The sequence below is a fragment of the Pseudomonas sp. H11T01 genome (assembly GCF_048515765.1).
In the GTDB taxonomy this organism is placed as follows: domain Bacteria; phylum Pseudomonadota; class Gammaproteobacteria; order Pseudomonadales; family Pseudomonadaceae; genus Aquipseudomonas.
This window is the reverse complement of the sequence record NZ_JBLYED010000012.1, coordinates 123,290-143,125: the sequence shown is the minus strand read 5'-3', so window position 1 is coordinate 143,125 and position 19,836 is coordinate 123,290. Positions and strand designations below refer to the sequence as shown.

Sequence of the window (19,836 nt, the reverse complement as noted above, 5' to 3'; positions counted from 1 at the left end):
CTGTTCTGAAGATGGGTTGGGCCATGAATATTCAGTGGAATCTGGAGCAACTGCGCTTGTTCGTCAGCGTAGCCGAACAGCGTTCGTTTTCTGCGGTGGCCCGGGACCAGCGCAAGGCGCAGTCGGCGATCAGCAGTGCCATCGCTATGCTGGAGGAAGACCTTGGCGTCAGTCTGTTCGACCGCAGCAGCGGTCGTCAGCCGAAATTGACCGAAGCGGGCCACGCCCTGCTCGAAGAGGCCCGGGAAGTGTTGCGTCAGTGTGAGCGCCTCAACGGTCGGGCCCTGGCATTGATGCGTGGTCAGGAAGCACGCTTGCGGCTGGCTCAAGATGAGGCGATGCCCTATCAACCGGTGATCGACAGCCTCGAAGCATTGGCCGAACAATTTCCCAGCCTTGAAGTGCAGCTGACCAGCGCCGCCCAGGGCGATGTGGCGCGCAAGCTGGTTGAGCGTCGAGCCGATCTGGGTTTGCTGTTTTACCATGACCAAATCCCCGAAGCCCTCGAGCGGCGGGTGCTGGGCAGTGTCGAAATGGTGACAGTGTGCGGTGTGGGGCATCCACTGGCGGCCGAAGGAAAGGTGGACTGCCAGCAAATGGCGCAGCATCGACAGCTGCTGATGGCCACGCAGTCCAGTGTCTATCCCGGCAGCGAACAGGCCAGTCCGCAGGTCTGGCGCGCCGACAGCTTCTACGTGATGGCCGAGTGGCTGATGCGTGGCTTGGGCTGGGCCTGGCTCCCGCGGCATGTGGTGCAGTACCCGTCGTATCAGGGGCAGATGGTCGAACTGGTCAGCGAATGGACCCCGCCGGCGCTGGTGGTAGAACTGGTCTGGCGCCGCGACGAACCCCTTGGCCCGGCCGCGCGCTGGCTGGCTGAACGTTTTGCCGTGCACTTGCAGGCGATCGGCTAAAAAACCGATAAACTCCGCCGCCATGAATAGAACTCTCTACACCGCGCTGTTTTACCTGGGGCTGCCGTTGGTAGCGTTGCGTCTGTGGCTGCGGGCGCGCAAGGCGCCGGCCTATGCCAAGCGCATCGGCGAACGCTTTTCTTTCGGCCTGCCAACGATGCGTCCCGGCGGGATCTGGGTGCACGCGGTCTCTGTGGGCGAAAGCATCGCCGCCGCACCGATGATCCGTGGCCTGCTTGAACGTTATCCACAGCTGCCGATCACCGTGACCTGCATGACCCCGACCGGCTCGGAGCGGATCAAGGCGATGTTCGCCGGTGAACCGCGCATCCAACACTGCTATCTGCCGTACGACTTGCCCTGTGCGGCGGCGCGGTTTCTCGAGCGGGTCCAGCCGACGCTGGCGGTGATCATGGAGACCGAGCTTTGGCCGAACCATATTCATCAGTGCGCCAAGCGTGGAATTCCGGTGGCGCTGGCTAATGCGCGGTTGTCGCAACGCTCGGCCAAGGGCTACGGCCGTTTCGCGAAACTGACTCAACCCATGCTCGCCGAAATGAGCTTTTTCGCGGTGCAGACCGAGGCAGAGGCGCAGCGCTTTCTTGGGCTTGGGGCGCGGCCTGAAACGGTCGAGGTGACCGGGTCGATCAAGTTCGATCTGAGCATCGATCCGCAATTACTGGCGCGCGCCGCCGAGTTGCGCGGTCAATGGCAAGCAGCGGAGCGTCCGGTGTGGATCGCCGCCAGCACCCATGAAGGTGAAGACGAAGTGGTGCTCGCGGCCCACCGACAGTTGCTCGCCAACCATCCGGATGCCTTGCTGATTCTGGTGCCACGTCATCCGGAGCGTTTCAACGCTGTCTTCGAGCTGTGTCAGCAGCGGGGCTTCGCCACCGTACGCCGCTCAAAGGCTGAGCTGGTCACCGCGAACACCTCGGTGTTGCTCGGCGACACCATGGGCGAATTGCTGTTTCTCTACGCATTGGCGGACATCGCTTTTGTCGGTGGCAGTCTGGTGGCCAACGGCGGGCATAACCTGTTGGAACCGGCAGCTCTGGCCAAACCGGTGCTGAGTGGCCCACACCTGTTCAACTTCCTCGAAATCGCCGCGCTGTTGCGGGAGGCCGGAGCGTTACAGGAAGTGGACGATGCGCAAGGTTTGGCGGTGGCAGTGCAGCGACTGTTCGAACTGCCGCACGATGCGCAGAAGATGGCTGAAGCAGGCCTGAAGGTGATGCGCGCCAATCAAGGTGCGCTAAAGCGCTTGCTGGATGGGTTGGGTAGGTTGATCTCATAACCTGTGGCGAGGGAGCTTGCTCCCGCCGGCCGGTCCGCGCTCGGGCGCAGCAGTCGTAAATCCTGCGAATGAGGTTTACCTGTTAGAGCGCGGTCGCAGGTTTTAGGACCGCTTCGCGATCCAGCGGGAGCAAGCTCCCTCGCCACAAAAAGCCCGCGCGCCACGGATCGGCTACAAATCAATACCCCGGATTAGCCTTGAGCTGCTCTTGCGCGGCCTTGGCCAGGTCCGGTGGCAGGAAGTCCTTGTCCGGGTTGTAATCGGCTTTGAGGTAACGCGACAGATCCTGCAAGTCTCCCGGGCTCAACGTACCAGCCGCTTGCTTGAGACGCAGGTTGTCGAGGATGTAGTCGTAGCGTGTGTTGTTGTAGTTGCGCACCGAGGTGTACAGCTGACGTTGAGCGTCCAGCACGTCAACGATATTGCGCGTGCCCACCTGATAGCCGATTTCCGTGGCTTCTACCGCACTCTGGTTGGAGATAATCGACTGGCGACGCGCCTGTACTTGCTCGACATCGGTGTTCACCGCGCGATGCAGATTGCGGGTGTTTTCCACCACTTGCCGACGCAGGGCTTCGCGTTGCTGCTCTGACTGGCTGAGCCGCGAATACGATTCGCGGACCTGGGAGCTGGTCAGGCCACCGCTGTAGATCGGAATGTTCAGTTGCAGGCCGACCGAGCGTTGTTCGACATTGCCACCGAATGGCTGGCCAAAGGTAGGGTTAGTGAAACCCAGGGCGTCGTTATCACCTTTCTTGTATTGCGCCACGGCATCGAGGGTCGGTGCGTGACCGGCCTTGCGCTGCTTGAGGGTCTCCTCGGCGGCGCTGACCGCGTAGTTGCTGGCCAGCAGATTGAGGTTCTGTTTGGCCGCCGTGTCGACCCAGGCCTTGGCATCGTTCGGTGCCGGCGGCAGGATCGGCAAGGTATGCACAATGCCCTGAATCGAGTTGTATTGACGGTTGGTCAGGGTAATCAGCGCTTCGAACGCATCATCCACCTGGCGCTGGGCAAGAATCCGGTTGGCTCGCGCGGTGTCGTAGCTTGCTTGCGACTGCAGCACGTCGGTCTTGTCCGACAGGCCGACATCGAAGCGTTCGTTGGACTGGTCGAGTTGGCGTTTGAACGCGGCTTCCTCGGCTTTGGTCGAGGCCAGGTTGTCCTGGCTGCGCAGGACGTTGAAGTAGTTTTCAGCGCTTTGCAGGATCAGGTTCTGCTCGGTGGCCGAGAGTTGTAGCGCCGCCTGTTCGTTGACCGCTTCGGCGGCTTGCAACTGGAACCAGCGATCGGCACGGAACAGCGGTTGACTCAAGGTTGCCTGATACACATGGCCGCTGCGGTTGGCCGTGGCCGCGGGTTGGTCGAATTGCGTGCGCACATCGCTCACATCGGCCCCGGCCGAGAGGTTGGGCAGCAGGCCGGCGCGGGCCTGGGGCACGACTTCCTTTTGAGCTCCGTACTGGGCGCGGGCGGCGGCCAGATCGGCGTTGTTGTCCACCGCTTCCTGGTAGACGCTGACCAGATCGGTTTTGGTCGATAAGGGCGCTTCTGCTGCCCAGGCCATTCCATTGGACGCACAAGACACGGCGAGGGCCAGTGAGAGTTTGCGCAGCATGAGGCGATCCCTAGAGTGAATATTACGGCTATAATTTAAACGCCAAGGCTACGGCGCGCGGTGCAGAGCGTCAAGGACGGCACAGCGTAGCGAGTGTAGTTGTGCAGGCTTGCGGCAACAATCCTGTAATTGCGCCATTCATCACGCTGTTTGCACCGGTGTTGGCGTTCTTTGTGAGTTCTGTCTAGACTGGCCACGTTCTTGTCGGGGTGCCTTGCTATGAGGCTGAGATCGGATAATTCCGGATCCCGTTGAACCTGATCAGGTTAGCGCCTGCGTAGGGAACAAGATTTCTCGTCCCCCGGCGAGTCCTCTTGTGCTTCGTCCGGGATGTTGTTCGACAATCGAACAACCCTCGTGCACTCAGCACAGCACCAGTCCTGGTGCGTCCATTCGTTACAGGTTCGCTCCGACAAAAAATCCACTGCCTGGATGTGTGTCTGGAGAGCCCGTGATGAGTACAAAACTAAAAAACACCGCTAACTTAAGTGATTCGGCCAAGGTCGATCAGCAATCGGTTCAGCCCTTTACCCGCTCGCAAAAAATCTACGTCCAGGGTTCACGCCCGGACATCCTCGTGCCGATGCGCGAAGTGAGCCTTGACGTCACCCCGACCGAATTCGGCGGCGAGATCAACGCGCCAGTGGTGGTGTACGACACCTCCGGTCCCTACACCGACCCGAATGTGATCATCGACGTACGCAAAGGCTTGGGCGACGTGCGTTCGCCGTGGATCGACGCCCGTGGCGATACCGAGCGTCTGTCCGGCCTGAGCTCGAACTTCGGCCAGGAGCGCCTCGCCGATGCGGAGCTGACCGCACTGCGTTTCGCCCACGTGAACAACCCGCGTCGGGCCAAGGCTGGTGCCAATGTTAGCCAGATGCACTATGCGCGTCAGGGCATCATCACCGCCGAGATGGAATACGTCGCCATCCGCGAGAACATGAAGCTTCAGGAAGCCCGTGCTTCTGGCCTGCTGAAACAGCAACACCCGGGCCATAGCTTCGGCGCCAGCATCCCTAAAGAAATCACCGCCGAATTCGTTCGTGAAGAAATCGCCCGCGGTCGCGCAATCATTCCAGCGAACATCAACCACGTCGAATTGGAACCGATGATCATCGGCCGTAACTTCCTGGTGAAGATCAACGGCAACATCGGCAACAGTGCGCTGGGTTCTTCCATTGAAGAAGAAGTGGCAAAACTGACCTGGGGCATTCGCTGGGGTTCGGACACGGTCATGGACCTGTCCACCGGCAAGCACATTCACGAAACCCGCGAGTGGATCATCCGCAACTCGCCGGTGCCGATCGGTACCGTACCGATCTATCAAGCGCTGGAAAAAGTCGGCGGCGCCGCCGAAGACCTGACCTGGGAGCTGTTCCGCGACACGCTGATCGAACAGGCCGAGCAGGGCGTCGACTACTTCACCATCCACGCCGGCGTGTTGCTGCGCTACGTGCCGATGACCGCCAAGCGCGTCACCGGGATCGTCAGCCGTGGCGGTTCGATCATGGCCAAATGGTGCCTGGCGCACCACAAAGAAAACTTCCTCTACACTCATTTCGAAGACATTTGCGAAATCATGAAGGCCTACGACGTCAGCTTCTCGCTGGGCGATGGCCTGCGTCCGGGCTCGATTGCCGACGCCAACGACGAAGCGCAATTCGGCGAGCTGGAAACCCTCGGCGAGCTGACCAAGATCGCCTGGAAGCACGACGTGCAAACCATGATCGAAGGCCCTGGCCACGTGCCGATGCAGTTGATCAAAGAGAACATGGACAAGCAGCTCGAGTGCTGCGACGAGGCGCCGTTCTACACCCTCGGCCCGCTGACCACGGACATCGCACCGGGTTACGACCACATCACCTCCGGCATCGGTGCGGCGATGATTGGCTGGTTCGGTTGCGCCATGCTTTGCTACGTCACGCCGAAGGAACACTTGGGCCTGCCGAACAAGGATGACGTGAAGACCGGGATCATCACCTACAAGATCGCAGCCCATGCCGCGGACTTGGCCAAGGGGCATCCGGGCGCACAGATCCGCGACAACGCCTTGAGCAAGGCGCGGTTCGAATTCCGTTGGGAAGACCAGTTCAACCTCGGTCTGGACCCGGACACCGCGCGTTCGTACCACGATGAAACCCTGCCGAAGGATTCGGCCAAGGTCGCGCACTTCTGCTCCATGTGCGGGCCGAAATTCTGCTCGATGAAAATTACCCAGGAAGTGCGTGAGTACGCGGCCAACCAGCGCATTGAAGCCGTCGATGTAGAGGTTGAAGAAGGGATGCGCGAGCAGTCCGAGCGGTTCAAGAAAGAAGGCAGTCAGCTGTACAAAAAGGTTTGATCTGAGCTGAGATTGATGGCGCCTGTACTGCCTCATCGCGAGCAAGCCCGCTCCCACATTAGTTCTGCGCTAACCATCCTTTTGTGGTTGAAGCAGATCCAGTGTGGGAGCGGGCTTGCTCGCGATAGCGGTGGCACAGACAACAGAGATCTCAATGGCGAAACCACGCACATATTTCCTCCGAGATAACACCCTGTGAACACACCCAGCACTTATTCCCCCGATCACGCCGTGCCTTTGGCAAAGCGCGTATTCGGTGCACGCGATCTGTTTTCCCTGTGGTTCTCCCTCGGCATCGGCCTGATGGTCTTGCAGACCGGCGCTTTGCTCGCGCCAGGCCTGGGCCTGTCCGGTTCGTTGCTGGCCATTTTTCTCGGCACGGCAGTGGGCGTACTGCTGCTGGCTGCTGTAGGCGTGATCGGCAGCGACACCGGTCTGTCGTCCATGGCTGCGCTCAAGCTCAGCCTCGGCACCCGCGGAGCGAGCCTGCCGGCGGTGCTGAACCTGCTGCAACTGATCGGTTGGGGCTCGTTCGAAATCATCGTCATGCGCGATGCAGCCAGCCTGCTCGGCGCACGTGCATTCAGCGAGGGCAGCCTGTTGGCCAATCCGCTGCTCTGGACTCTAGTGTTTGGCGCCTTGGCAACCTTGCTTGCGGTGAGCGGTCCGTTGACCTTCGTGCGGCAGATCCTGCGCAAATGGGGTATCTGGCTGCTGCTGGCGGCCTGCATCTGGCTGACCTGGAACCTGTTTGCCAAGGCTGATCTGGCCGCGTTGTGGGCCCAGGCCGGTGATGGTTCGATGCCGTTTGCGGTGGGTTTCGACATCGCCATCGCCATGCCGCTGTCCTGGCTGCCGTTGATTGCCGACTACTCGCGTTTCGGCAAACGCGCCAAAAGCGTGTTCGGTGGTACAGCTCTGGGGTTCTTTATCGGTAACTTCTGGCTGATGAGCCTGGGCGTGGCCTACACCCTGGCGTTCGCGCCGAGCGGTGAAGTGAATGCCTTGCTGTTGGCGCTGGCCGGTGCTGGCCTGGGGATCCCGCTGCTGCTGATTCTGTTGGATGAATCAGAAAACGCTTTCGCCGACATTCACTCGGCAGCGGTGTCCAGCGGGATTCTGTTGCGCTTGAAAGTCGAACATCTGGCGTTGGCCATCGGTGTCATCTGCACGCTGATCGCTTGCTTCGCGCCATTGGCGCAGTACCAGAACTTCCTGTTGTTGATCGGTTCGGTGTTCGCGCCGCTGTTCGGTGTGGTGCTGGTGGATCATTTCATTCTGCGCAAGCGCAGTGCGCAGGTGGCGTTGTCAGCGTTGCGCTGGCCGGCGTTGCTGGCCTGGTTGGGCGGGGTGAGCACCTATCACCTGCTGGCCAATCTCTATCCGGAGATCGGCGCAACCCTGCCGTCACTGGTGCTGGCAGGGCTGTTGCAGTTCGTGCTGGGCCGGGCCTTCAGTTACGGCCGGGAAACAGCTCGGGCTTGAGAATACCGTTCAGACGCGGGTAAGGGATCTTCAGTTCGATGTGTCCGAGCGCATAAGGTGCGATGGTGGACACGTCGTACTTGAGGATCACCCCGCCATAGGTCAGAGCCACATTCGGAGTTTTCTGGAATGGCCAGTTTTTCACGAACTCGGCTTCCTGATCCAGCTTGGTGCTGATCAACCAGCTGTTGTGCGCTACTTGAGCGGCCTTCCAGAACGCCTCTTCCTGGCCCGGCAGCAACATGTCCGACAGATTCAGCACTTTGTGTTGCTGGCGCGAATAGTTGATGAAACCGCGGCCCGGCAGGCTATCGGCACTGCCAGTGTCCAGATAGCTGGACAATTCGATGATCACCAAGCCGTCATGCTGCTCACGTACCTTGGCCTGCAAGTAGCTGCTTTGGCTGTCGGATTCACGCAGGAACTGCTCCCGATAGGCGTTCAGCGAGGTCGGAACCGGTGCGTCCGGCGAGGTGCGGGTCAATTGCAGCAGACGCTTTTCAATGATGCCGTCCAGTTGCGGTTCGGCAGGGAACTGCAGTGTATCGATATTCACCAGCGGGCAATCAGGGGGGGTGCAGCCCGGCTTGATTTGCTCCGAGGCGTCGCGTTTGGTTTCCAGCGGTGCCCGATAGTTGGGCTGAAACAGGCTTTGGCAGGCACCTAGAGTCAGCGCGATACAGGCCACGGAGGCGATTTTAAAAAGCGACATGTGCGTCCTTCGTAAATCAGAGATAGGCAAAAGTTACCGGCTTCGACTGTCAGCGCAGCCGTCAGTTCGCCGCGAGGTCGTGTTGGCGTTAAATGACGGTGCGACCGTCATTTAACGCCAACACGACCTACGCTAATTAGAGTTGGTTTGCGGGCAGCCGTCTATCCCGCTGACTGGAAAGGGGCTGCATCAACAGGCGAGAGCGCGTTAGGATGGCGCGAAGTCGAGGGGGAGCCTCGGATCGGACCGCAAGAACGAGGATTGATATGACTGACTTTGCCAACGCCATGCCGACAGCCGTCGATATCGTTCGGCGCGAGAAATGCTTTCAAGGCTTCTATCAGCTCGATCGCGTGCATCTGCGCCATGAGCTGTTTGCCGGTGGCATGGGCCGTGAAATCAGTCGTGAACTCTTTGTTCGCCATGATGCAGTCTGCGTACTGCCTTACGATCCGCAGCGTGATGAAGTGGTGTTGATCGAGCAGTTTCGCGTCGGTGCTTTGGGCAAGACTGCCAATCCGTGGCTAATCGAATTGGTAGCTGGTCTGATCGACAGAGATGAGCAACCGGAAGAAGTTGCTCACCGCGAAGCGCAGGAGGAAGCTGGGCTTGTGTTCACCGCACTCTGGCCGATGACTAAATACTTTCCGTCGCCGGGTGGCAGCACCGAATACGTACACCTGTTTCTGGGGCGTTGTGACAGTACTGGGGCCGGCGGTTTACATGGGCTGGAGGAAGAGGCGGAAGATATCCGTGTGACGGTCTGGGCGTTCGAAGATGCCCTGCAAGCCGTTCGCGACGGACTGATTTCCAACGCGGCAAGCATCATTGCCCTGCAATGGCTGGCTTTGAACCGCGTTGAAGTGAGGGGGTTATGGTCGTAAACAAGTTACGCGATCGCTACCGGGTCGACCTGGTCGGGCTGCAAGCCGCGTGTGAGGCGAACTACGCTCGCTTGATGCGCCTGTTGCCAGACATGCGCAACCAGCCTGTCGCGCGGCGGATTGCTGTCACCCAAGGCGACCAGATGCTCGGCGTGCTGGCACTGGAAGTGCTGCAAGCCTGTCCTTACACCACGACCTTGCAAGTGCGCCAGGAACACAGCCTGCCATGGCTGCCGATCCCGCAACTGGAAGTTCAGGTTTACCACGATGCGCGAATGGCTGAGGTCATCTGTGCCGAAAATGCCCGACGCTTTCGCGGCATTTATCCATACCCCAATGCCTTCATGCACCAGCCGGATGAGAAGGCCCAGCTCAATGTGTTCCTCGGCGAATGGCTGAGCCACTGCCTGGCCTGCGGCCATGAGTTCGAAGCTGTGCGATAGATGTGAACTGCGTCCGCTTCGCAGGTTTCCCCTTTTGACTTTCCCCCAGCATAATTGCGCCATTCATCCACTTTCGTGATCACGCCCTGGGAGAACGCCTTGCCGAGCGTATCCACTCTGACCTCCACCGATTCGGTGTTGCTGGTGCAACTGTCTGACAGCCATCTGTTCGCCGAGGCCGACGGGACGTTGCTGGGCATGAATACCCGCCAGAGCCTGCAAAAGGTCATCGAACTGGTATTGGCCCAGCAACCGCGGATCGATCTGATGATCGCCAGTGGTGACCTGTCCCAGGACGGCACGCTTGAGTCCTATCAGCTGTTTCGTGAGATGACCCGGCAGATCGATGCGCCGGCGCGCTGGATTCCCGGCAATCACGATGAACCGCACTTTATGGCCAAGGCGGCCACCCAAAGCCTTCTGCTTGATCCAGTGGTGGATATCGGCAACTGGCGCATCACGCTTCTGGACTCTGCGGTGCCAGGCTCGGTGCCGGGGTATTTGCAAGACGAGCAGTTGCAATTGCTCGCCCGATCCCTGAGCGAGGCCCCCGAGCGTCATCATCTGGTGTGTTTCCACCATCATCCGGTGTCCATTGGCTGCGCCTGGATGGAGCCGATTGGTTTGCGCAATCCAGAGGCGCTATTCGCCGTATTGGACCGTTTTCCTCAGGTTCGCGCGGTGCTTTGGGGGCACGTACATCAGGAAATCGACCAGCTACGCAATGGCGTGCGCTTGATTGCTTCGCCGTCGACCTGCATCCAGTTCGAGCCCGGCAGCAAGGATTTCAAAGTCGATGATCTGGCACCGGGCTATCGCTGGCTACGTTTGTTGCCCGATGGCCGGTTGGAAACCGGGGTTGAGCGAGTGACCGGTTTCGATTTTCAGGTTGATTACGGCAGCAAGGGCTACTGACGTCTGCTACAAGGGCCTGATACATCTCAGAGCAAGTCAATCCACGCCAGTCCCTGTAAACTGCCTCATCTTTGACTGATGCATAGAGGGAGCTCGCATGTTCGGTTCGATCCTGTATATCCACGGTTTCAACAGCGCGCCCGCGTCGAAAAAGGCCTGTCAGTTGATCAGCGTGATGGACCGCCTTGGCTTGAGTGAGCAATTGCAGGTGCCGGCCTTGCATCACCACCCGCGTGAGGCGATTGGCCAGCTGGAACAGGCGATTGCCGAACTTGGTCGGCCACTGCTGGTCGGCAGCTCCCTCGGCGGCTACTATGCGACTCACCTTGCCGAGCGCCATGGCCTCAAAGCCTTGTTGGTCAACCCCGCCGTCAGCCCTCATCGGATGTTCGACGGATTCCTGGGCAGCCAGAAAAACCTGTATACCGATGAAACCTGGGAAATGACCCACGACCATGTAACGGCTCTGGCCGAACTGGAAGTGCCGGCGCCACAGGACCCACAGCGGTTTCAGGTATGGTTGCAGACAGGTGACGAGACCCTGGACTATCGCCTCGCCCAGCAGTATTACCGAGCCTGTGCCTTGCGCATCCAGGCCGGCGGCGACCACAGTTTCCAAGGCTTTGCCGGGCAGCTACCGGCGCTGTTGAGTTTTGCCGGCATCGGCGCAGATCAGTATCAGGCGATCGATTTCACCGCACTGTGAAATCCCTGGCCTCTATTTTCATTGAACGACTAACGACGAGACCCCATGGCCACTCCCAGCGCTAGCTCTTATAACGCAGACGCCATCGAAGTCCTCTCGGGCCTCGACCCGGTACGAAAACGCCCGGGCATGTACACCGACACCAGTCGGCCGAACCACCTTGCCCAGGAAGTCATCGACAACAGCGTCGACGAAGCCTTGGCCGGGCATGCGAAATCGGTGCAAGTCATCCTGCACGCCGACCACTCCCTGGAAGTCAGCGATGACGGCCGCGGCATGCCAGTGGACATTCACCCGGAAGAGGGTGTGTCGGGTGTCGAGCTGATCCTCACCAAACTCCATGCTGGCGGCAAGTTTTCCAACAAAAACTACCAGTTCTCCGGCGGTCTGCACGGGGTCGGTATTTCTGTGGTCAACGCCCTGTCGACTCAAGTCCGGGTGCGCGTCAAGCGTGATGGCAACGAGTACCAGATGACCTTCGCCGATGGTTACAAGGCCACCGATCTGGAAGTGGTCGGCACCGTTGGCAAGCGCAATACCGGCACCAGCGTTTACTTTATGCCGGACCCGAAATACTTCGATTCGCCAAAATTCTCGGTCAGCCGCCTCAAACACGTCCTCAAGGCCAAGGCCGTTCTGTGCCCGGGCCTGCTGGTCAGCTTTGAAGACAAGGCTACCGGCGAGAAAGTCGAGTGGCATTACGAAGACGGTCTGCGCTCCTATCTGGTGGATGCAGTCACCGAATTCGAGCGCCTGCCGGACGAACCGTTTTGTGGCAGTCTCGCCGGTAATAAAGAAGCAGTGGACTGGGCGCTGCTGTGGTTGCCGGAAGGCGGCGACAGCGTCCAGGAAAGCTACGTCAACTTGATTCCGACCGCTCAGGGCGGCACCCACGTCAACGGTTTGCGCCAGGGTTTGCTGGACGCGATGCGCGAGTTCTGTGAATTCCGCAGCCTGCTGCCGCGTGGCGTGAAGCTGGCACCGGAAGACGTTTGGGAGCGGATCGCTTTCGTCCTGTCGATGAAAATGCAGGAACCACAATTCTCCGGTCAGACCAAAGAGCGGCTGTCCTCCCGCGAGGCGGCGGCGTTCGTTTCCGGTGTGGTCAAGGACGCCTTCAGTCTGTGGCTTAACGAACACCCTGAGCTGGGCATGCAACTGGCTGAGCTTGCGATCAACAATGCCGGCCGTCGCCTCAAGGCCAGCAAGAAGGTCGAGCGCAAACGCATCACTCAAGGCCCGGCGCTGCCGGGCAAGCTGGCGGACTGCGCCGGGCAAGACCCGATGCGCTCTGAACTGTTTCTGGTGGAAGGTGATTCTGCCGGCGGTTCGGCCAAGCAGGCGCGGGACAAAGAGTTCCAGGCGATCCTGCCGTTGCGCGGGAAGATCTTGAACACCTGGGAAGTCGACGGCAGCGAAGTGCTCGCCAGCCAGGAAGTGCACAACATCGCCGTGGCCATTGGTGTCGATCCGGGCTCGGCGGACATCAGCCAGCTGCGCTACGGTAAAATTTGCATCCTCGCCGACGCCGACTCCGACGGTCTGCACATCGCAACCTTGCTCTGCGCGCTGTTCGTCCAGCATTTCCGCCCGTTGGTGGATGCCGGTCACGTCTACGTCGCGATGCCGCCGTTGTACCGGATCGACCTCGGTAAAGAAATTTACTACGCGCTGGATGAAGCTGAGCGCGATGGCATTCTCGATCGCCTGGTGGCCGAGAAGAAGCGCGGCAAACCGCAGGTCACCCGATTCAAAGGTCTGGGTGAAATGAACCCGCCACAACTGCGCGAAACCACCATGGACCCGAACACCCGGCGCCTGGTCCAGCTGACCCTGGATGATTTCGAAGCCACGTCGGAAATGATGGACATGCTGTTGGCGAAAAAACGCGCAGGCGATCGCAAGTCCTGGCTGGAATCCAAAGGCAACCTGGCCGAGGTTCTGGCCTGATGCGGAGCGGTTTCGCCCTGGTGTTTCTGATGTTGGCGACCTCGGTGGTGGCTGCGCCTTTGTCTGAACTGACGCTGCTCTCCGAGCACCCGGTAGAAGGCATGCGCGGCGGTAACCTGTCCGGGCTTGCGCAGTGCGGAACAGAGCTGTGGACGGTTTCTGATCGCGATGATGATCAGATCTATCGACTCGATACCCGCGAGACCGTCTGGCAGGCCGAGACGGTCCGTATCGACGTGCCGCCAGTGCCAGACAGCGGGCTGCCCTGGGGGTTGCGCATGCGCGCCTGGGCGGCCACTCCGTTGCGTGGCGGCGATCTGGATTTCGAGGGCATCACCTGCGACAGCGATGGTAATCGTTACATCGTCAGCGAGGCTCATGCGGCCGTACTGCAAGTGCCGCCAACGGCAGCTCCCTCCTGGTTGAAAATCTCGCCGCTGATGGTTCGTCAAGCGCGTGCCAGTGGCCTGTTGCTGCATTTCAACGCGGTGTTCGAAGGCATTGCCATCAACCCGGCCGGCAACCTGCTGTGGTTGGCGGCCGAGCGCGAGCGCCGTGGTTTGCTGGTGGTGCATAAACAGCAGGCGGTCTGGGATTGCGACGGCAACTGCGTGGTATTGAGCGAAGGCGGGCTTGAACAACCGCCGCCTCAGGTCAAAGTGACCGGCGGGCAACAAAAAGATTTTTCCGATTTGGTGTTCTACAAGGACAAGCTGTTTACCCTTGAACGCATGGCTTATCGTATTTGTCGTCGCACACCGGCGACTGGCGAGATCGAGCGCTGCTGGTCGTTCGCCAAAGAAACGCTGACCGACAGCCGGCGTTATAAAACCCGGTACGGTATGGCAGAAGCTTTGAATATTGACGATGACGGCGCCTGGATCGGTGTCGACAACGGTAGCCATGTTCGCGCCGATGGCGAGAAGCGGCCGATTGTCTGGCGCTTTGCCGCACCGGCCGATGGCTGGAGCGCCAAGCCATGAGCCAGCAACCGCCCGGCAAACGAGCCGCACGGGTGCTGTTGGTGTTGGCCTGGGGAGCAGGGCTGTTTTTGGCAACGCGATTTTTCGGGCAGTGGGAGCAACGTCAGGAAAATCCCAATGCTGTCGTCACCTCGCAACAAGGCGAGGGTTATATCGAAGTGAAGCTGGTCGGCAACGGCCAGGGGCATTTTGTCGCCAGCGGCCAGATCAACGGTCAGCCGGTGGATTTCATGCTTGATACCGGTGCGACCGATGTGTCGATTCCGTCCGGGCTGGCCGAGCGTCTTGGTCTGGAGAAAGGTGCCCCGGTGACCTTAAGCACCGCCAATGGTCGCAGCGAGGGTTATCGAACCCGCATCGACCGCCTGCAATTGGGCGATATCGTCTTGCACGATGTCCGCGCGCTGGTGGCGCCAGGCTTGAGCGGCGATCAAGTGCTGCTGGGCATGAGCGCCCTGAAAAAACTTGAATTTACCCAGCGTGGCGGCACCTTGCTGCTGCGCCAGACAACGAATTAATGAGGCCCGCATGAGTGACATCCTTGCAGACAGCTTAGATGGCGTTGAACGCCGATCGCTGGCTGACTTCACCGAAAATGCCTACCTCAACTACTCCATGTACGTGATCATGGACCGTGCATTGCCGCATATCGGCGACGGCCTGAAGCCGGTACAGCGGCGAATCATCTACGCCATGAGTGAGCTGGGGCTGGACGCTGACTCCAAGCACAAGAAGTCCGCACGGACCGTCGGTGACGTGCTCGGTAAATTCCACCCCCACGGCGACTCGGCCTGCTACGAAGCCATGGTGCTGATGGCACAGCCGTTCAGCTACCGCTACACGCTGGTGGACGGCCAGGGTAACTGGGGTGCGCCGGATGATCCCAAGTCCTTCGCCGCCATGCGTTACACCGAGGCGCGGCTGTCGCGTTACTCCGAAGTACTGCTCAGCGAACTGGGCCAGGGCACCGCGGACTGGGGCCCGAACTTCGACGGCACCCTGGACGAGCCTCTGGTGTTGCCGGCACGTTTGCCGAATATCCTGCTCAATGGCACCACCGGTATCGCCGTGGGCATGGCCACTGACGTGCCGCCGCACAACCTGCGGGAAGTCGCGACGGCTTGCGTACGTTTGCTGGATGAGCCTAAAGCCACGGTCGAGCAGCTTTGTGAGCACATCCAGGGCCCGGATTATCCGACCGAAGCTGAAATCATCACACCGCGCGCCGATCTGCTGAAAATCTACGAAACCGGTCGTGGCTCAGTGCGTATGCGCGCCGTGTACCGTATCGAAGACGGCGACATCATCGTCACCGCGCTACCGCATCAAGTCTCGGGCGCCAAAGTACTGGAGCAGATTGCTGCACAGATGCAGGCCAAGAAGCTGCCGATGGTTGCTGACCTGCGCGATGAGTCGGACCACGAAAACCCATGCCGTATCGTGATCATCCCGCGCTCCAATCGGATCGATCTCGACGAACTGATGCAGCATCTGTTCGCCACCACGGAGCTGGAATCCAGCTACCGGGTCAACATCAACATCATTGGTCTGGACGGCAAGCCGCAGCTGAAAAACCTGCGGGCCCTGCTGGTCGAATGGCTGGAGTTCCGCGTCAACACCGTACGCCGCCGCCTGCAGTTCCGTTTGGACAAGGTCGAGCGCCGTCTGCACCTGTTGGACGGTTTGTTGATCGCTTACCTCAATCTGGATGAAGTGATTCACATCATCCGTACCGAGGAAAATCCAAAAGCCAAGCTGATCGAGCGTTTCGCCCTGAGCGAAATCCAGGCCGACTACATCCTCGACACCCGCTTGCGTCAGTTGGCGCGGCTGGAAGAGATGAAGCTGCGCTCCGAGCAGGATGAGTTGCGCAAGGAGCAGGCCAAGCTGTTGGCCCTGCTCGGCAGCGAAACCAAGCTGAAGAAGCTGGTACGTACCGAACTGATCAACGACGCTGAAACCTATGGCGATAACCGTCGCTCGCCGATCGTCTCCCGTTCCGAAGCCAAGGCTTTGTCGGAAAACGAGCTGATGCCGACCGAGCCGGTCACCATCGTTCTGTCGGAAAAGGGCTGGGTACGTTGCGCCAAGGGTCATGATATTGATGCTACCGGGCTTTCCTATAAAGCCGGGGATGGCTTCAAAACCTCGGCCGCGGGACGTTCCAATCAGTTCGCGGTGTTTATCGACTCCACCGGGCGCAGCTACTCGGTGGCAGCCCACACCCTGCCATCGGCGCGGGGTCAGGGCGAACCGCTGACCGGTCGTCTGACGCCACCGCCAGGGGCGACCTTCGAATGTGTGTTGCTGCCCGAAGACGATGCGCTGTACGTCATCGCTTCCGATGCCGGTTACGGTTTTGTGGTCAAGGGTGAAGACCTGCAGGCCAAAAACAAGGCCGGCAAGGCGCTGCTGAGTCTGCCGAACAACGCCAAGGTGATCCTGCCGCGTCCGGTCAGTGATCGCGAACAGAACTGGCTGGCGTCGGTGACCACCGAAGGTCGGCTGTTGATCTTCAAGATCAGCGATTTGCCGCAACTGGGCAAAGGCAAGGGCAACAAAATCATCGGGATTTCCGGCGAGCGTGTGGCCAGCCGTGAGGAATATGTCACCGATATTGCTGTTCTACCGGACGGCGCGACGCTGGTATTGCAAGCTGGTAAGCGCACACTGTCGCTCAAGGCTGACGACCTCGAACACTACAAAGGTGAGCGCGGACGCCGTGGGAACAAGCTGCCACGTGGCTTCCAGCGGGTGGATGCGTTATTGGTAGAAACTCTCAATTAAGCGGTCTAGAGCGCTCGATCTACGATTTAAGCGGTAGATCGACGCTACAACGCTGGAGTCGCGGCGCATATTCACGGATGATATGGCCTTTCAAGCGCCGGCGTGGCTGAGCGTTCTTTAGAATTTTTGGATATTTACACTGTGGCTCGCCTTGTGGCCGCCACCTGGATGGGATGATGATTGCTTTACGCCTTCCTTTTATTTTGTTGCTCGCAGGCTTACTTGGCCTGGCGGGTTGCAGCGTACACCAGCCGGTGTCGCTGTATCAGTTGGACAGCGGAAGTCCAACTCAACCAGCACAAAGCGCTGGTATGGCGGTATTGCTTGGCCCGGTTCAGATAGCCGACTACCTGCAACGCGAGACCCTGTTGCAGCGCCAGCCTGATGGCAGCCTGCAAGCGGCGACCGACGGTCGTTGGGCGGGGAGCCTGTCTTCCGATATCAATCAGTTGTTGTTGCGCCAAGTGGCCGGGCATCTGGACAGTCAGCGGGTAGTGCTGGCGCCGGCAACGCTCGGCTTTACACCGGATGTTCAGGTTCTGTTGTCGATCACCCGTCTGGATTCGGGTGCCTCGCAACCAGCGATTCTCGATGCTCAGTGGCGTTTGATCGACCGCCGTGGACAGGTCCGCGACAACCGTATCATTCACTTGCAGGAACAGCATGCCGGCAGCACGGCTGCTCAGGTACAAGCCCAGGGCGTGTTGTTGCAACGCCTGGCGGAACAGCTATCGGTGGCACTCAAGCCGCTGGCCAATCAGCCGCCTGTAGCTGAAGCGCCGCGCAAATCGGCACCTGCATCGGCAAAGCCAGCTGAACCAGAGAAACCGAAGATCCCGATGGCCGCGCCAATTCGTACGGATATGGAAGTGTTTCGGTTCTAAGTGATATGGCGTAAAACAAAGCCCGCTCAACAGCGGGCTTTGTTGTTTCTGTAGATTGGAAATCTCGAGCGCCTGTTCCGGCCTATTCGCGGGCAAGCGAACGTCGCCCGGCCCATCCCACAAGGGCAGTGCTGCCCTCTCATCCCAGAGATAAACACAAATCCTGTGGGAGCGGGCTTGCCCGCGAAGACGGTTGAACATTCAGCCTGGGTGTCGGAAGGGTATCTGTGACGAGCGGCATCGAGGCAATCTTACTACCAACAAAAAGCCCGCAGCGATTACTCGTCTGCGGGCTTTTGCTTAATGCTCTATCTGACTCAGCTCTTGGCCCGAGTCTCGTGCATCCGCGCCAGTTGCCGTTCGAGCATCGATGGATAAGGCTCCATCAGCCGTTCTACACAGCAAGCGCCTTCGGGGCTGGCGATCGGCCGAATGCGTGCGCGCTGGCGGATCAGCACGTCATCGCTGATCTTGCGCTCCACCAGCAGCAGGTTGCGGCTGTGTTGGGACAGGGCGAGGGCGTCCTGGGCGGTTTCAGTCAGCAGTAGATCGATCTGGCTCAAGCCGAAGAGTTCGTCGCCCAGGGTCAGACCAAGCTGCAGTTGCAAGGTAATACCGCTGTCTGCAACTTCGATTTGCAGGGCATGGCCCAGCGCCCGCAGTAGCTCGCCACAGCAGATGGCGTTGGTCAGGTAGTCGTCACCGCTGTCTTCGCTGTGGAACAGCATCAGCGTGCTGCCGTCATTCAGGGTGTGCAGCTCGCTCTGGTAGAGCGAAGCGGCCTGATCGAGGCAGTCGCGATAGCGTTCGAGTAGCTCTGTCAGACGTGCGCGGGGCAGGCGACGCAGTTGATCCTGCGCGCCGAGTTGCACCGCCAGGACTGCACTGTGCTGTGGCTGCGAAGGGGCAATCGGTTTTGGTACCTGTTTAGGCGCAGTCGCTACTGAGTGGTCACGCAGATCGGCGAACGGGTCTTCTTCGTCCAGGTCGTCTTCTTCAGCGCTGACAACATGCCGCGGCGCAGACTTGAGTCCGGCGACAGGTGCGGTTTCGTCGAAGCTTGGGTCCCGTAGGTTGCGCACCTCGAAAGCCGGCTCTTGCTCTTCGGCTTCGGCTTCGTCGTAATCGCTGTCGTCGTAGTCCTCTTCAGGCACTGGTTCGGGCTCAACCTTCTCAGGTGCGAAATTGGCGTGGAGCTGACGGGCCAGGTCACCGATTTCATCCTGACGCTGAGTCGCCGGGGTATGTTCGTCAATATCCCGTAGCCAAACACGCAATTGCATCAGCGGCGTGGAGATATGCCGACCCAGGCGCAAACTCAAGGCCAGGGAGAGCGCCAGCAGAATCGCGCTGAGGATGCCCATGCTTTGCAGGCTGATGGTCATCGGCTGCTGGAACTGCTGCATATCGAGGCTGATTCGCAGATGTCCGGCGGTCACGTCCTGGAAGGTGATCTTGGTCTGATACAGACCTTCGGCTTCACCCAACAGACCGTTTTTCGGGCGCTGGCCGGCTTCGGCGAGAATCCGGTTGTCCACACTATAGATTGCAGCGTGGGCCACCAATGGGTTCTTGGTCAGGTTGTTCAGCAGCACGTTGAGACTGAGGATGTCGTTGGACACCAGCAGTTCGGTCGCTGAAGTGGCAGTCTGGGTGGTCAGGCTCTGACCGAGGGCATCCGCCTGCTCGTGCATCGCCTGTTTGAACTGCAGACCCATCACGCAGGCATAGATCACCAGGGCCAGAGCGACCAGGATCACGTTATGGCTGGCAATGCGCAATGCGATCGGTACACGGCGGTGGCGCAGTGCCCGGAAGATCAGCAGAAAGAAGTTATCGGTTTTAACTGGCGTAGGCCGGTTCACTGAGCTCGGCTCTTTTGTCCGTGAAGTTGAGGCGCAGTATAGCGACAGGCCC

At 59.7% G+C, this 19,836-nt stretch carries 16 protein-coding genes and 1 riboswitch; of the genes, 13 read left to right on the top strand and 3 right to left on the bottom strand.

What is annotated here, in order from left to right; all coding sequences use genetic code 11:
• The first annotated feature begins 23 nt into the window (after positions 1-23).
• Together ACN1C3_RS17750 and waaA are read left to right on the top strand one after the other, a co-directional pair.
• Positions 24-914: a LysR family transcriptional regulator gene (locus ACN1C3_RS17750; RefSeq protein ID WP_419117071.1), complete on the top strand. Its 891-nt coding sequence runs from the start codon at positions 24-26 to the stop codon at positions 912-914.
• 22 nt (positions 915-936) lie between these two features.
• Positions 937-2,211, top strand: coding sequence for a lipid IV(A) 3-deoxy-D-manno-octulosonic acid transferase (waaA, locus tag ACN1C3_RS17745; RefSeq protein ID WP_419117070.1), 1,275 nt, complete (start codon positions 937-939; stop codon positions 2,209-2,211).
• A 178-nt stretch (positions 2,212-2,389) separates the two neighbouring features.
• On the opposite strand, the gene ACN1C3_RS17740 is transcribed toward waaA, so the two are convergent.
• Positions 2,390-3,826 carry a TolC family outer membrane protein gene (locus tag ACN1C3_RS17740; protein ID WP_419117069.1) on the bottom strand — a complete coding sequence of 479 codons (1,437 nt, stop codon included), beginning with the start codon at positions 3,824-3,826 and terminating at the stop codon, positions 2,390-2,392.
• A 195-nt stretch (positions 3,827-4,021) separates the two neighbouring features.
• Positions 4,022-4,127: riboswitch (TPP riboswitch) on the top strand.
• Positions 4,128-4,280: 153 nt separating this feature from the next.
• Between ACN1C3_RS17740 and thiC the strand changes: the two genes are divergently transcribed.
• Together thiC and cytX are read left to right on the top strand one after the other, a co-directional pair.
• On the top strand, positions 4,281-6,170 hold the full coding sequence (thiC, locus tag ACN1C3_RS17735; RefSeq protein WP_419117068.1) for a phosphomethylpyrimidine synthase ThiC: 1,890 nt from the start codon (positions 4,281-4,283) through the stop codon (positions 6,168-6,170).
• A gap of 195 nt (positions 6,171-6,365) precedes the next feature.
• Positions 6,366-7,655, top strand: coding sequence for a putative hydroxymethylpyrimidine transporter CytX (cytX, locus tag ACN1C3_RS17730; protein WP_419117067.1), 1,290 nt, complete (start codon positions 6,366-6,368; stop codon positions 7,653-7,655).
• Here the strand turns inward: cytX and ACN1C3_RS17725 are convergent.
• Complete coding sequence (locus tag ACN1C3_RS17725) at positions 7,624-8,367, bottom strand: RsiV family protein (protein WP_419117066.1); 744 nt, start codon at positions 8,365-8,367, stop codon at positions 7,624-7,626. The genes cytX and ACN1C3_RS17725 overlap by 32 nt on opposite strands.
• A 266-nt stretch (positions 8,368-8,633) precedes the next feature.
• On the opposite strand from ACN1C3_RS17725, the gene ACN1C3_RS17720 reads away from it, so the two are divergent.
• The 9 genes from ACN1C3_RS17720 to ACN1C3_RS17680 all read left to right on the top strand — a co-directional run bounded on the left by ACN1C3_RS17720 (position 8,634) and on the right by ACN1C3_RS17680 (position 17,919).
• Positions 8,634-9,251 carry an NUDIX domain-containing protein gene (locus ACN1C3_RS17720; RefSeq protein ID WP_419117065.1) on the top strand — a complete coding sequence of 206 codons (618 nt, stop codon included), beginning with the start codon at positions 8,634-8,636 and terminating at the stop codon, positions 9,249-9,251.
• Positions 9,242-9,694 carry a DUF1249 domain-containing protein gene (locus tag ACN1C3_RS17715; protein ID WP_419117064.1) on the top strand — a complete coding sequence of 151 codons (453 nt, stop codon included), beginning with the start codon at positions 9,242-9,244 and terminating at the stop codon, positions 9,692-9,694. Before ACN1C3_RS17720 ends, ACN1C3_RS17715 begins: the two co-directional genes overlap by 10 nt.
• A 99-nt stretch (positions 9,695-9,793) precedes the next feature.
• Positions 9,794-10,609 (top strand): 3',5'-cyclic-AMP phosphodiesterase, encoded by an 816-nt coding sequence (cpdA, locus tag ACN1C3_RS17710; protein WP_419117063.1) that lies wholly within the window; start codon positions 9,794-9,796, stop codon positions 10,607-10,609.
• Positions 10,610-10,706: 97 nt separating this feature from the next.
• Positions 10,707-11,315 carry a YqiA/YcfP family alpha/beta fold hydrolase gene (locus ACN1C3_RS17705; RefSeq protein WP_419117062.1) on the top strand — a complete coding sequence of 203 codons (609 nt, stop codon included), beginning with the start codon at positions 10,707-10,709 and terminating at the stop codon, positions 11,313-11,315.
• Positions 11,316-11,360: 45 nt separating this feature from the next.
• Complete coding sequence (gene parE / locus ACN1C3_RS17700; RefSeq protein ID WP_419117061.1) at positions 11,361-13,265, top strand: DNA topoisomerase IV subunit B; 1,905 nt, start codon at positions 11,361-11,363, stop codon at positions 13,263-13,265.
• Positions 13,265-14,248 carry an esterase-like activity of phytase family protein gene (locus tag ACN1C3_RS17695; protein WP_419117060.1) on the top strand — a complete coding sequence of 328 codons (984 nt, stop codon included), beginning with the start codon at positions 13,265-13,267 and terminating at the stop codon, positions 14,246-14,248. The genes parE and ACN1C3_RS17695 overlap by 1 nt, the downstream gene beginning before the upstream one ends.
• On the top strand, positions 14,245-14,766 hold the full coding sequence (locus ACN1C3_RS17690; protein ID WP_419117059.1) for a retropepsin-like aspartic protease family protein: 522 nt from the start codon (positions 14,245-14,247) through the stop codon (positions 14,764-14,766). Before ACN1C3_RS17695 ends, ACN1C3_RS17690 begins: the two co-directional genes overlap by 4 nt.
• Before the next feature lie 10 nt (positions 14,767-14,776).
• The gene (gene parC / locus ACN1C3_RS17685; RefSeq protein WP_419117058.1) at positions 14,777-17,035 is read left to right on the top strand and encodes a DNA topoisomerase IV subunit A; all 2,259 of its coding nucleotides are present in this window, start codon (positions 14,777-14,779) and stop codon (positions 17,033-17,035) included.
• Positions 17,036-17,211: 176 nt separating this feature from the next.
• Entirely contained in the window at positions 17,212-17,919 is a 708-nt protein-coding gene (locus tag ACN1C3_RS17680) for a PqiC family protein (protein WP_419117057.1), read from the top strand.
• A gap of 317 nt (positions 17,920-18,236) precedes the next feature.
• On the opposite strand, the gene ACN1C3_RS17675 is transcribed toward ACN1C3_RS17680, so the two are convergent.
• Complete coding sequence (locus tag ACN1C3_RS17675; RefSeq protein WP_419117056.1) at positions 18,237-19,784, bottom strand: AhpA/YtjB family protein; 1,548 nt, start codon at positions 19,782-19,784, stop codon at positions 18,237-18,239.
• Positions 19,785-19,836 lie beyond the last annotated feature (52 nt).

Coding starts and splice junctions, on each gene's coding strand:
- ACN1C3_RS17750 (WP_419117071.1), top strand. CDS start 24: ATGAATATTCAGTGGAATCTGGAGCAACTGCGCTTGTTCGTCAGCGTA.
- ACN1C3_RS17715 (WP_419117064.1), top strand. CDS start 9,242: ATGGTCGTAAACAAGTTACGCGATCGCTACCGGGTCGACCTGGTCGGG.
- ACN1C3_RS17695 (WP_419117060.1), top strand. CDS start 13,265: ATGCGGAGCGGTTTCGCCCTGGTGTTTCTGATGTTGGCGACCTCGGTG.
- waaA (WP_419117070.1), top strand. CDS start 937: ATGAATAGAACTCTCTACACCGCGCTGTTTTACCTGGGGCTGCCGTTG.
- ACN1C3_RS17740 (WP_419117069.1), bottom strand. CDS start 3,826: ATGCTGCGCAAACTCTCACTGGCCCTCGCCGTGTCTTGTGCGTCCAAT.
- thiC (WP_419117068.1), top strand. CDS start 4,281: ATGAGTACAAAACTAAAAAACACCGCTAACTTAAGTGATTCGGCCAAG.
- ACN1C3_RS17720 (WP_419117065.1), top strand. CDS start 8,634: ATGACTGACTTTGCCAACGCCATGCCGACAGCCGTCGATATCGTTCGG.
- ACN1C3_RS17725 (WP_419117066.1), bottom strand. CDS start 8,367: ATGTCGCTTTTTAAAATCGCCTCCGTGGCCTGTATCGCGCTGACTCTA.
- ACN1C3_RS17690 (WP_419117059.1), top strand. CDS start 14,245: ATGAGCCAGCAACCGCCCGGCAAACGAGCCGCACGGGTGCTGTTGGTG.
- parE (WP_419117061.1), top strand. CDS start 11,361: ATGGCCACTCCCAGCGCTAGCTCTTATAACGCAGACGCCATCGAAGTC.
- parC (WP_419117058.1), top strand. CDS start 14,777: ATGAGTGACATCCTTGCAGACAGCTTAGATGGCGTTGAACGCCGATCG.
- ACN1C3_RS17705 (WP_419117062.1), top strand. CDS start 10,707: ATGTTCGGTTCGATCCTGTATATCCACGGTTTCAACAGCGCGCCCGCG.
- ACN1C3_RS17680 (WP_419117057.1), top strand. CDS start 17,212: ATGATTGCTTTACGCCTTCCTTTTATTTTGTTGCTCGCAGGCTTACTT.